Origin of the sequence: Pseudoalteromonas agarivorans (assembly GCF_024518735.1) — a bacterium.
Taxonomy (GTDB): domain Bacteria; phylum Pseudomonadota; class Gammaproteobacteria; order Enterobacterales; family Alteromonadaceae; genus Pseudoalteromonas; species Pseudoalteromonas atlantica.
On the sequence record NZ_JANIGJ010000001.1, the window covers coordinates 297,198 to 309,933 of the forward strand.

Here is a 12,736-nt window from a genome sequence, read left to right on the forward strand (position 1 = left end):
TCAACATAGTACCTAACCGCTTTTTTACAAAAGCGGTTCTTTAATAATAAAAGAATAGGCTTGCTATGAAACACACACATAAAATCATTTATATCCCAATAGCTCTATTGTTAGGCATTGGGCTTGTCGGCTGTACTAATAATCAACCAGAACAAAGCACACAGCTTAGTAACACTACACAAAAAGAACACATGCTGTGGGATTTTGAAAAAGCTGACTACCAACCTTTTTTAAAAAGCCACAATGCCACTACAAGTCTAATTGAACAGCAAGGCAACCATAAATTAAAGGTTACATTTGCTGCAAAAACGCATCACGAAAGTGATATTGAATTTGTAAATAACCAAACTTGGAATTGGCAAGCTTTAGGTAATTTCGTTTTTGCTTTAGATATTGAAAACCCTGATAAAGTGTCTACCCAGTTATATATAAAAACAATTGATAAAACTGGCAAAGCACAAAGCCGTAGTGTAGTGGTACCCAGCGAATCAACTAATACTTATTATATTGAATTAAAAGGCGCTGATTTAAATATAGAGTCGGGTATACGCTCTAATCCTCCAAGTTGGAAAAGCAGCTACACACCGGTATTGTATCGAGGTGGTGCCAAAAATATTGATGTCAGCCGAGTAACAAAAGTGAGCTTTGGCACAAAGGGCTTATTAGAAGACAAACACTTACTCATTGATAATGTAAGGCTAATAAAACCGACAAACTTTGATACTGAGTACCTAGCAGGCTTAGTGGATAAGTTTGGCCAAAACGCCAAGCGTGATTTTGCCAATAAAGTATCTTCAACTGAGCAGTTAATTGCAGTTTCAAAACAAGAGCAAGCCAACCTTAGCAAAGTCCCTTTAGCTGGTCGCTCTAAGTTTGGTGGATGGCAGCAGGGGCCAAAACTTCAGGCTACAGGCTACTTTAGGACCGAAAAGTACAATGGAAAATGGAGCCTAGTTGACCCACAAGGCTATTTATTTTTTTCAACCGGTATCGCCAATGTACGCTTAGCCAATACCACTACCATTACAGGTTACGATTTTGATCAAAAATACATAGTACAAAGAGAGCCCGGTGATTTAACACCTGAAGATTCGATTGGTTTAAACCCTGCGCCGAAATCGGCATGGGCATCACGTTATATTAGCTCAGAATTAAGAGCAAATATGTTTAATTGGCTACCCGCTGTTGATGATCCGCTCGCAGATAATTATGGATATCGTCGTGAGGTTCACAGTGGTGCGTTAAAAAAAGGCGAAACATTCAGTTTTTATAGAGCTAATTTACAACGCAAATATGAAACCCAAAACGAACAGGTATTGATGCAAAAATGGCGAGATACCACCATTGACCGTATGCTCACTTGGGGTTTTACCTCGTTCGGTAACTGGATTGATGAGGGTTTTTACCAAGAAGACCGCATACCCTATTTTGCGAATGCGTGGATCATTGGTAACTTTAAAACCGTTAGCAGTGGCAACGATTACTGGAGCCCACTACCAGACCCCTTTGATCCCGCCTTTATTAAACGTGCTGATGTGACGTTAGCAACGCTAGCCGCGCAAGTTAAAAATAATCCATGGTGTGTTGGTGTATTTATAGATAACGAAAAGAGCTGGGGCATGATGGGCTCAGTTAATTCGCAATATGGTTTAGTGATTAAAACATTAACTGTCAATGCAAAACAAAGCCCGACAAAAGCTGAATTTGTGTCACTGATGAAAGAAAAGTACAAAGATATATCAGCATTAAATGTAAACTGGAAAACTGATATTTCATCTTGGCAGGAATTTGCTTCAGGAGTGGTTATCCAAGATATCAACGAGGCAGTACAAGCTGATTTTTCAGTGATGTTATACCACTACGCAAAACAATACTTTGCCGTTGTTGAGCAAGCGACAGCCAAGCACTTGCCTAATCATCTATACATGGGCGCGCGATTTGCTGATTGGGGTATGACACCAGAAATTCGCCAAGCTGCGAGCGAGTACGCAGATGTAATGAGTTATAATTATTACCGTGAAGGCTTAAATGATGATTTTTGGGATTTTTTAGCCGCACTTGATAAGCCCAGTATTATTGGAGAGTTTCATAATGGGGCGTTAGATTCAGGGCTATTAAACCCAGGCCTTATTCATACTCAGTCACAACATGAGCGTGGCGTTAAATATCAACAATACATGAAGAGTGTTATCGATAACCCATACTTTGTTGGCGCACATTGGTTTCAATACATAGATTCACCGTTAACTGGGCGCGCTTATGATGGCGAAAACTATAATGTTGGCTTTGTTAATGTCGCAGACATTCCGTATCAGCCGCTTGTCAACGCCGCGAAAGAAGTTAATCAGCAACTATATCAACGCAGGTTTAGTCATGAAGATAACTAAAAACTTGGCCTTTAGCTTATTTTTAGTGATTACCTTATCTGTGTATGCAGAGCAACACGAGGTTAAGCCGCTTATAAAGCAAGGCCCGTATGAGATATACAATAAAAAAGCGTTACAGGTTTTAGATTTAGATGCAGCGATTGAGACACTCGCATCAGGCTTTGATTGGTTAGAAGGGCCTGTGTGGGTGAATGATGGCCAGTACTTATTGTTTTCAGATATTCCCACGCACCGTGTGTATCGGTATCAAGAAGGCGAAGGAGTGCAGCTATATTTAGCACACAGTGGTTATTCAAATGGTCTATTGCTGAATCAGCAGAACGAGCTGGTGTTGTTGCAATCGCGCTCACGTCAAGTAGTTAAAATGGTCGCGCCATTAACGTCAGCTAAGGCAAACTATCAACAACTTGTTAGCAAATATAAAGGCCAGCGGTTAAATAGCCCTAATGACGGCGTATTTAATCGCCAAGGCCAGTTGTTTTTTACCGACCCTCCTTATGGTTTAGCCAAACAATTGGACGATCCCGCTAAAGAGCTAAACTTTCAAGGTGTATATAGCCTAACAACGACAGGGCAGTTACAGCTTTTAGACAAGACACTGATTTACCCAAATGGCATTGCGTTATCAAAGGATGAAAGCACCTTGTATGTAGCCGCATCCAATCCGCAAAAGCCTGCATGGTATCAATACAAATTGCATAAAGACGGGACGGTAATAAATAAAACGTTACTGTATCAATTGCCTGCTGTTACATCAGATAGTCATGGTTTGCCAGATGGCTTAAAAATACACGCAGCTAGCGGGATTATTTTTGCAACCGGGCCTAATGGACTTTGGCTATTTGATGAACAAGGCACGTTATTGGCACGGGTAAGGCTGCCTCACATCAGTGCCAATTTAGCCTTTAATGCTCAGCAAAATCGGGTGTATATCACTGCACATCAACACTTGCTGGCGCTCTCATTAAAGAATTAAGCTAGTAAGGTTCACCATTACAACTCATCGAGCAAGTCAAATCAGTTGATTAACTTGCTCGCGCTTTACTTCAAAGCAAATTTCCGCGTTAAGTTATTTTCATTTTATTAACTATATATCCTTTACAATAAATTTGCATTGTTGTAGATTGTTAACAATAGACAGTATTATGTAAACTAATTTGGTGGCTAGATGAGAAATTCATTACTAAAAATAAAAAGCGTAAAGGTGGAGTATTATCAAATTCCTCTGGCTGAGGTGTTAAGTGATGCTAAACATGGAGATCATACCCATTTTGAAGTGATTGCTGTGCGCATCATGACAAACGACGGCTATGAAGGCATGGGTTATACCTACACCGGTGGCAAAGGTGGCCGTGCTATTTATTCATTATTAAATGATGAAATTAAACCTGGCTTAATTGGCGCCGACTCATCAGCCATTATGTCAATTTGGGATAAATTACAGTGGGATCTGCATTATGTTGGTCGCGGTGGTTTATTAAGCTTTGCTATTTCTGCAGTTGATATTGCGCTGTGGGATATCAAATGTAAGCGGTTATCAGCACCACTGTGGCAAGTCGCTGGTGGTCATAGCGATAAAACAGCGTGCTACGCTGGCGGAATCGACCTTAATTTTGATCAAAAAAAGCTGCTGGCGAATATTCAAGGCTATCTAGAGCGTGGCTTTAACGCCGTTAAAATTAAAGTTGGTAAAGCAGACTATAAAGAAGACGTTGCTCGTGTTGAAGCTGTCAGGCAGTTGATTGGTGATGATAGAACGTTAATGGTCGATGCTAATTACTCAATGAACGTAGAGCATGCAATTCGTTTTGCCAAAGCGATTGAAAAATTTGATATTACGTGGTTTGAAGAACCAACCATCCCTGATGACTACAAAGGTTTTGCTCGTATAGCACAGGCGACATCTATTCCTTTAGCGATGGGCGAAAACCTGCACACTTTACATGAATTTGGCTATGCAATTGATCAAGCCAAATTAGGCTTTTTACAACCTGATGCCTCTAACATTGGCGGTATCACTGGCTGGCTGCACGTAGCAAGCCAAGCTTATACCCACAACTTACCTATTTGTAGCCATGGTATGCATGAATTACATGTATCGCTTCTGGCTTCACAACCTCATGCGGGGTTTTTAGAAGTTCACTCGTTCCCGATTGATGAATACACAACGCGACCGTTACAACTTGATGATAACGGTAAAGCCTGCGCCCCAGATATTATCGGTACTGGCGTAGAGTTTGACGCGCAATTAGTTAAACCACATTTAGTAAAACAATCATAAGGTATCACTATGCAAGCAGCAGAATATATTGGTAATAAATCGTTTCGTATCGTTGCAGGTCAAGCGATAAAGCCACAAGCAGATGAAGTTCGTTTAGATGTTGGTTTTGTTGGTATTTGTGGTACCGACATGCACATTTACCACGGTGTAATGGATCAACGTGTAAACCCACCACACACTATAGGACATGAGATTTCAGGTGTTGTCGCCGAGCTTGGCAGTAATGTTACTAACCTACAAGTAGGTGATCGTGTTGTTGTACGTCCACTTGATTATTGTGGTGACTGCCCAGCTTGTAATGCAGGCCATAGCCACGTGTGCCATAACCTTAAATTTATGGGGATTGATTCAGTTGGCGCATTCCAAAACTCATGGACCGTAAAAGCCCGCACTATCCATAAACTACCAGATAACGTATCACTTGAGCAGGGTGCACTAATTGAACCGTTATCGGTTGCATGCCACGATATTTCTCGTTCTCGTTTAAAAGCAGGCGAAAAAGCCGTAGTGATTGGGGGTGGCCCAATTGGTCAGCTTGTCGCATTAGTGGCAAAAAGTGTGGGTGCAGAGGTATTGATCTCAGAGGTTAATAACGAACGACGTAAATTTTCGGCACGCTACGATATTGAAACAATTAATCCACTGGAACAAGATTTACAAGAATATGTGTCTAAATGGAGCAATGGGAAAGGCGCTGATGTCGTGTTTGAAGTATCTGGTGTGCAGCCAGCAGTTGAAGCCATGACCCAAATTGCAGCTGTGCGTGGCCGCATCTGTATGGTTGCTATCCACTCACAAAAACCGCCGGTCGATTTATTTCAGTTTTTCTGGCGTGAGTTAGAGCTGGTTGGTGCACGTGTATACGAAGACGCTGACTTTGAAATGGCAATTGATTTGGTAGACAGTGGCAAAATTGACTTAGCACCATTTATTACTTCTGTGAGTGAACTTGCTGATATTAGCTCTGCATTTGCCAGTATGGATAACAATCCAACGGGTATGAAAGCACTTGTCTCTTGCCAAACTAAGTAATGGAACAAATTATGTTAGATAAATTTAGCCTAAAAGGTAAAACAGCGTTAGTCACAGGGTGTAGTCGTGGTATTGGTAAAGCAATGGCACTGGCATTAGCAGAAGCGGGCGCCGATATCATCGGCGTATCAGCAAGCTTAGCAAAGTCTGGCTCAGATGTTGAAACCCAAGTCTTGGAGTGCGGTCAGCTATTTCATGCTTATCAATGTGACTTTTCATCACGAGAAAGCTTGTATACTTTTATTGAGCAAGTGAAAAGTGATCACCCTAAAATAGATATTTTAGTGAATAACGCTGGCTCAATCTTGCGCGATCCAGCGGTTGAGCATAGCGATGAATATTGGGATAAAATCATTGAGATTAACTTAAACTCACAATTTATCTTAAGTCGCGAACTAGGAAAAGAAATGGTCTCGCGTGGCCAAGGTAAAATTATCTTTACTGCGTCATTGTTAACCTTTCAGGGCGGGATCACCGTACCTGGCTATGCGGCAAGTAAAGGGGCAATAGGTCAATTAACTAAAGCACTTGCCAATGAGTGGGCGAGTAAAGGTGTTAATGTAAACGCTATTGCACCGGGTTACATTGCAACAGATAATACCGAAGCACTCAGAAATGACCCTGAGCGTGCAAATTCGATTTTAGAGCGTATTCCGCAAGGTCGTTGGGGAACACCGGATGACTTTAAAGGGCCAACTGTATTTTTAGCATCAGACGCCTCAAACTACATGAACGGCAGTGTATTGCTAGTTGATGGCGGCTGGATGGGACGATAAAAAATGACAATTAAAAATAACGTAAACTTTATCAATGGTGAGTATGTAAGCTCATCAAATAGTGACACCATCAGCGTGCTCTCGCCAAGTACCGGCGAGCAGGTGGGTGTTATTCCTAAAGGCAGTGTTGAAGATGCACAAACAGCCCTTGAAACAGCGACGGTTGCACAAACTGCATGGGCACAAAAAACGCCACGTGAACGTGCCACAATTTTGCGTCGTTTTGCACAAGGTATTCGTGATAATAATGAGCGTCTAGCTGAGTTATTAGTACAAGAGCAGGGCAAGCTGATTGATGTGGCTCGTATGGAAGCCAATGTCACAGCAACGTTTATTGAATATGCATGTGATAATGCCTTAACAATCAAAGGGGATATCATTCCTTCTGATCACGAAAACGAAAAAATCTATATTCATAAAGTGCCACGTGGTGTGGTTGTGGCAATCACAGCGTGGAATTTTCCGCTGGCGTTAGCAGGTCGTAAAATTGGCCCTGCATTAATTACCGGTAACTCTATCGTTATTAAGCCAACGCAAGAAACGCCATTAGCAACCATGGAACTCGGTGAAATTGCTAACCAAGCGGGTGTTCCTGCTGGCGTACTTAACATTGTTAATGGTACCGGCTCTGTGGTGGGTCAACATTTATGTGAAAGCCCGCTGACAAAACTGATCACCATGACTGGAAGTACCCGTGCAGGGCAAATTATTCATCAAGCCAGCGGTAAGCATTTAACTCCTGTTATGCTTGAGCTTGGCGGCAAAGCACCGTTTATCGTAATGGAAGATGCAGATCTAGATAAAGCTGTTGACGATGCTGTTACAGCACGCTTTGCAAACTGTGGTCAAGTGTGCACCTGTGCAGAGCGTTTATATGTGCACAGTGATGTATACGACAGCTTTATTGAAAAGTTCATCCCTAAGGTTAAAGCCTTAAAAGTGGGGGATCCGATGGATCCAACATCAGAGATGGGTCCTAAAGTAAACCAGAGTGAAATTAATAATATTCACTCAATTGTTGAAAAAGGCATTGCTCAAGGCGCGAAACTTGCCACTGGCGGCAAAGTCGCGACGGTGGCAGGATTTGAAGGCGGAAACTGGTACGAACCCACGGTACTTGTGGATGTTGACCAAGATAATATTTTAGTGCACGAAGAAACCTTTGGACCGGTACTGCCAATCATTAAAATCAACAGTATTGATGAAGCGATTGCATACACGAATGACAGTGAATACGGTCTATCAGCTTATTTATACACAAAAACATTGGATTACATTCACCGCTCTATTGCTGAAATGGAAGTAGGCGAAGTGTATGTAAACCGTGGTTTAGGTGAGCAGCATCAAGGTTTTCACAATGGTTGGAAACTAAGCGGTATGGGCGGTGAAGACGGCCAGTACGGGTTAGAGCAATACCTTGAGAAGAAAACAGTGTATTTAAATGAGAAGTAATTAGGCAAGGTGGATTCTCTCACATTTGCCCACCTAAAGCCGATGCAGTGCATCGGCTTTTTTGTGCTTGTGTGTTTTTTAACAAAAAACAAATAGGACATGAAATTACCATTTTTAAGCGTTAGTTGTGTATTTTGAGCAAAAATAACGGACTAGTATGGTTCATCAAATTTATATTTTACGGTGAAGGTATTAAGTCATGACAACAAAAAACACAAAGGTGAGTGAATTTGCCGATGCATTTAAAGGGCAACGTACCGCAACAGGCATAAGCCAAATGGATGACCAAAATGATCCCGTAAAGATGATATTAGGTTTAAAAGAGGTAAGAAAAGCCGCGCATAATTGTACCGTGTTTCAATCAGGTGCCAAACCTGGCCGCATTGTTATCCCTTCTGAAGTTGCAATTAGAGAAACCCGGCAAATTCCCTTTGAAGTTGACCCACCAGAGCATGGCGGTTTTCGTGAGTTACTAAACCCGTGGTTCAAACGCCCGTTAGAAGAGCAATACCAAGCGCGCTTACAACAAATCATAGATGACACTATTGAACATGCTCTGAATACCGAGACGATTGAAATTGTCAGTGAATTTGCACTGCCACTGCAATCGAAGGCACTGACATTGTTACTTAATACCCCAATGGATACAGCACAAACGTGGATTGATTGGGGAACACATGTATTTCGCAGTGAAGACAGTAATCTAGATGGTGATAAAGCCAACATTCTGTACGACTACATAGATCAACAAATTGATAAAGCAGTGGCGCAACCTAGTGATGATTTGTACTCAGTATTACTGGCAGCCAAGGTTAATGGTCAAACCATGACCAAGGAGCAAGTCAAAGGGGTTATGATCCTAACTTTTGCAGGCGGCCGCGATACCGTGATCAATGCTATCACCAACTCAATGGCTTACTTTAGCGAACACAGTAGCGATTTACAGCGTATTTGCAATGAACCAGAAATCCTTAATCGTGCGGTGGAGGAGCTACTTCGTTATTTTTCACCCTTAACGCATATGGGGCGAGTAGCCACACAAGATACACAGGTTTGTGAGCATGCGATAAAAACTGATAGTCGTATCTCTTTGTGCTGGGCATCAGCAAACCGTGATGAAAACATCTTTAAAAATCCAAACCATGTAGATTTTGACCGTAAAGTAAACCCCCACGTCAGTTTTGGCTTTAGTCACCATACCTGTTTAGGAGCCACTCATGCGCGACAAATATTACGTCAATTGGTGTTATCTCTGGCTAAAAAAGTTGCGAGCATAGAGACAGTTAAAGCCAACGAAAATATTGAACAGCTTGGTGAATTTTCAAGAAAAGTCGGCTTTAACAGTCTTCACGTTCGTTTAACCGCTAAATAATTAATCGATAACAAAGCGCACTGTAGCAAGTGTCAGTAAAAAGTAGAGGAATAATCATGGCTAAAGTAATTTTTATGACCCAAAGCAATGGCGCAATTGCAGTGGAAGGAAACGGTGGTTCGTTAATGGAACTTGCGGTGGCAAATGGTGTATCAGGCATTGATGGTGATTGTGGCGGTGTGTGCTCTTGTGCAACCTGTCATGTTTATGTTGCCCCTGAAGATTTTGCGAAAGTAGGAGCCGCGGATGAAATTGAAAGCGACATGCTCGAACTTGACGATAACGTGACTGAGTATAGTCGGTTATGTTGTCAAATTGAGGTATCTGATGACATAGATGGCATGACATTTGTGGTGGCAAATTAATCGGTAAATTCTTATGCAACATATAAATACAGAGCAAAACGACATTGATTTAAATGTAGTCGTCATAGGTGCCAGCCACGCAGGTGTTAACTTTGCGTTTAATTTACGCCAACAGGGCTGGCTTGGCGCTATTACACTGATTGATAGCGACCCTGAATTACCTTATCACAGACCGCCGTTATCAAAAAAAACCTTGCAAGCAAGTGACACAATTGCCAGCCCATTGAAAGCAGAAAAAGCTTATAAAGATAACAATTTATCGCTGTATTTAGGGCAAATGGTTACAGCCATCAACAGTGAAACAAAAACAATTACATTAGCATGTGGGCGGTTAATTACCTTTGACAAACTTGTTATTGCCACGGGCTGCTCGGCGTTTATTCCTGCGATTAAAGGCTTAAATGAGACTGTTGATGCTCAAGGAAGTCGTCAGTATTTTGCTATGCGAACCTTTGCTGATACAAAGGCGATAAAAGCTGCGCTTAATAACAGTCGCGATAAACAAGTCGTTATTATTGGCGGCGGGTATATTGGGCTTGAGTCAGCATCGTCATTTGTTGCATTAGGTGCCAATGTCACTGTGATTGAAAAGCAAGACAAAATATTATCCCGGGTGACCTCTGCGGTGATGTCTGACTTTTTAACTGATTTACATCAAAGCAAAGGGGTAAATTTACAAACCAGCAAGGATGTAGTCGAAATAAAACACCAAAGCAATAAACACATCGTGGTATGCAGCGACGGCAGTCAATACCCCGCTGATTTTATTCTAGTGGGTGTGGGTGTAAAGCTAAATACCCAATTGGCAAGTGCTGCAGGGATAGAGGCCGAGCAGGGAATTAAAGTAAATGAGGCTTGCCAAACATCCCATCCTGATATATTTGCTATCGGTGATTGTACTCGTCATTTTAGCAAAATTTATCAGCGATGGATCCGTTTAGAATCAGTCCAAAATGCGGTTGATCAAGCCAAATCGGCGGCCATGTTTATTGCTAAGCAACAATACACGCCCGCGGCTGTGCCTTGGTTTTGGTCTGATCAATATCAATACAAGTTACAAATTGTGGGCTTAGCAAATGGATATAATGAGCTAATAGTTCACAAAGAAACACCAGAGCAGTTTTCTGTTTGGTATTTTCATGATGGCACCTTGTTATGTGTTGAAGCCGTTAATAGTAGCAAAGCTTATGTACTAGGGACGCAAGCGATAAAACAAGGGCTATCAGTCAATAAGGCGTTATTAAGCATCACAACAGCATTAAGTAAAACCTTATTACAGAGCACATAATTGCGCTTATTAGCGCAGTTGTTGACGATACTGTAGCGGCGTGACTTTGAAGTGAAACTTAAACTGTTTAATGAAGTAAGAAGGACTGGAAAAGCCTAAATCATAAGCAATATCTGTGACTGATATATCAGTTTGACCCAATAATCGCGCAGCGTTATATAACTTATGTTGAATAAGGTAATCGGAGTAGGGAACACGAAAGTGCTTTTTAAAAACCCGAGAAAAATACGACGGCGATAAATGACACATATCAGCGGCTTGCTCTAACGAAACATTAATACCGTTATGGGTCTTCAATTGTTCAATAATCGGCGTTAACTTTTTAAAGCTTGCTAAGCCAGAGCGCGGTTTATTGAGCGTTGCCGCGCCATTTTTACCGTACTCGCAAACGAGTGTTATAAGGCTATTAAACAACTGCTTACAGGTTTTGCTTTTAGGGTTTTGGTTGTATTCGCTTAGCATCCAGGCTAATAAGCAGTGCAGCCTTTGTTGTATTTCGACACAGAAACTAAGATGCATACCCGATTTAAGCAGCTCGGTAAATTCGTTTAAAGCCGGGTCATTTAGTTGCTCAGGCATAAATTGCACTATATACCAAGATTTAGACCGCGGGTTTAACTCAAAGTCATGGGTTTCCATTGCTGGTGTAAATACGGCCTCATAATCAGATAGCTTTGACTCGCCCTGATGATAGAAATAAGTGCCATCGATGCGCTCAAAAAAGATGAATTCATGGACCTGATGAAAGTGCATAAAACAGGAATAAGCATCGTGCTGCAAGTAACTGACATGATGAATTTCAAAATCGTAGCCATCCTTTATGGTAAATGGCTCGCGATAGATTGCAGGCTTAGACATATGGTTTATTGTTAACAAAACTTAGTTAAAGTGTATCGCGCCTTATTAAAAGCTGCAATGTCTGATAAGCCAAATTGAATATTAGATACCCTGAAGGAGAAAATATGGAATTAAAGTTTTTATGCCCTTACTGGGGTTGTGAAGGAATAGCCGCAGAGCAGTTTGTTGCCCGCGTACTCGCTGCGGGTTTTGATGGGGCTGAAATTAACTTCCCTGATGACGATGAGTTTATTGCAACCATTAAACGTGCGGCTCGTGAAGATAATTTTGTTGTGGTTGCTCAACAGTGGCTGGCCGCTAAAGCAGAATCGTTTGCACAGTACCGAGCTAGGTTTAATGCGCGACTACGCTTTCTTGCTACTCTTAACCCTGTGTTTATAAATTCACATACAGGGAAAGACTTTTATAGTTTTGCGCAAAACAGCTTATTAGTAAAAGATGCGTTAGCGTTAGAACGTACTTTAACAGTGACCATTACGCACGAGACTCACAGAGGGCGCTTTAACTATGCAGCTTTTGCTACTGAGCCTTACCTCCAACAATTTCCAGAGCTAAAATTAAATGCTGACTTCTCCCATTGGACTAATGTAAGTGAAAGCTTGCTTGAAGAGCAACAAGATGCCCTATTAGCAGCGCAACGGCAGAGCTACTATATTCACGCAAGAGTCGGGCATACTCAATCCGCGCAAGTAAATGATCCCTTTAGTAGCCAATGGCGTGAAACATTAAACCTGTATGTACAATGGTGGCAAACGATTATCGACTTAGCAAAAGCACGAGGTCAGCAAACATTTTATATTTGCCCCGAGTTTGGTCCTTGGCCTTATATGCCGAATGAACTCAATTCTAATAAACCAATAACTGAACAATGGCAACTGAATGTTGCTATGAAAGATTACCTAAAACAGCACTTGGTTGTGTAACT

Annotated in this window: 11 protein-coding genes; 10 read left to right on the forward strand and 1 reads right to left on the reverse strand. The window is 41.6% G+C overall.

Translation table 11 applies throughout. From position 1 onward, the window contains the following. Positions 1 to 65: 65 nt before the first annotated feature. The 9 genes from NQT65_RS01320 (at position 66) to NQT65_RS01360 (ending at position 10,953) form a co-directional block, all read left to right on the forward strand. Positions 66 to 2,387, forward strand: a complete 2,322-nt coding sequence (locus NQT65_RS01320; RefSeq protein ID WP_256850305.1) for an agarase — start codon at positions 66 to 68, stop codon at positions 2,385 to 2,387. After that, positions 2,374 to 3,363: an SMP-30/gluconolactonase/LRE family protein gene (locus NQT65_RS01325; protein ID WP_256850306.1), complete on the forward strand. Its 990-nt coding sequence runs from the start codon at positions 2,374 to 2,376 to the stop codon at positions 3,361 to 3,363. Before NQT65_RS01320 ends, NQT65_RS01325 begins: the two co-directional genes overlap by 14 nt. A 192-nt stretch (positions 3,364 to 3,555) precedes the next feature. After that, positions 3,556 to 4,668 (forward strand): mandelate racemase/muconate lactonizing enzyme family protein, encoded by a 1,113-nt coding sequence (locus NQT65_RS01330; RefSeq protein ID WP_256850307.1) that lies wholly within the window; start codon positions 3,556 to 3,558, stop codon positions 4,666 to 4,668. A 9-nt stretch (positions 4,669 to 4,677) separates the two neighbouring features. Further along, on the forward strand, positions 4,678 to 5,700 hold the full coding sequence (locus tag NQT65_RS01335; RefSeq protein ID WP_256850308.1) for a zinc-dependent alcohol dehydrogenase: 1,023 nt from the start codon (positions 4,678 to 4,680) through the stop codon (positions 5,698 to 5,700). Positions 5,701 to 5,711: 11 nt separating this feature from the next. After that, on the forward strand, positions 5,712 to 6,476 hold the full coding sequence (locus tag NQT65_RS01340) for an SDR family oxidoreductase (protein ID WP_126007325.1): 765 nt from the start codon (positions 5,712 to 5,714) through the stop codon (positions 6,474 to 6,476). Positions 6,477 to 6,479: 3 nt separating this feature from the next. Further along, positions 6,480 to 7,928: an aldehyde dehydrogenase gene (gene aldA / locus NQT65_RS01345; RefSeq protein WP_256850309.1), complete on the forward strand. Its 1,449-nt coding sequence runs from the start codon at positions 6,480 to 6,482 to the stop codon at positions 7,926 to 7,928. Between the two features lie 199 nt (positions 7,929 to 8,127). Then, positions 8,128 to 9,300 (forward strand): cytochrome P450, encoded by a 1,173-nt coding sequence (locus NQT65_RS01350; RefSeq protein WP_256850310.1) that lies wholly within the window; start codon positions 8,128 to 8,130, stop codon positions 9,298 to 9,300. A gap of 56 nt (positions 9,301 to 9,356) precedes the next feature. After that, positions 9,357 to 9,665, forward strand: coding sequence for a 2Fe-2S iron-sulfur cluster-binding protein (locus NQT65_RS01355; RefSeq protein WP_126007319.1), 309 nt, complete (start codon positions 9,357 to 9,359; stop codon positions 9,663 to 9,665). 13 nt (positions 9,666 to 9,678) lie between these two features. After that, on the forward strand, positions 9,679 to 10,953 hold the full coding sequence (locus tag NQT65_RS01360; protein WP_256850311.1) for an NAD(P)/FAD-dependent oxidoreductase: 1,275 nt from the start codon (positions 9,679 to 9,681) through the stop codon (positions 10,951 to 10,953). Positions 10,954 to 10,962: 9 nt separating this feature from the next. On the opposite strand, the gene NQT65_RS01365 is transcribed toward NQT65_RS01360, so the two are convergent. Continuing rightward, positions 10,963 to 11,811 carry a helix-turn-helix transcriptional regulator gene (locus NQT65_RS01365; RefSeq protein ID WP_256850312.1) on the reverse strand — a complete coding sequence of 283 codons (849 nt, stop codon included), beginning with the start codon at positions 11,809 to 11,811 and terminating at the stop codon, positions 10,963 to 10,965. Between the two features lie 104 nt (positions 11,812 to 11,915). Here NQT65_RS01365 and NQT65_RS01370 point away from each other — a divergent pair, with 104 nt between their 5' ends. Then, positions 11,916 to 12,734: an IolE/MocC family protein gene (locus NQT65_RS01370; protein WP_256850313.1), complete on the forward strand. Its 819-nt coding sequence runs from the start codon at positions 11,916 to 11,918 to the stop codon at positions 12,732 to 12,734. Positions 12,735 to 12,736 lie beyond the last annotated feature (2 nt).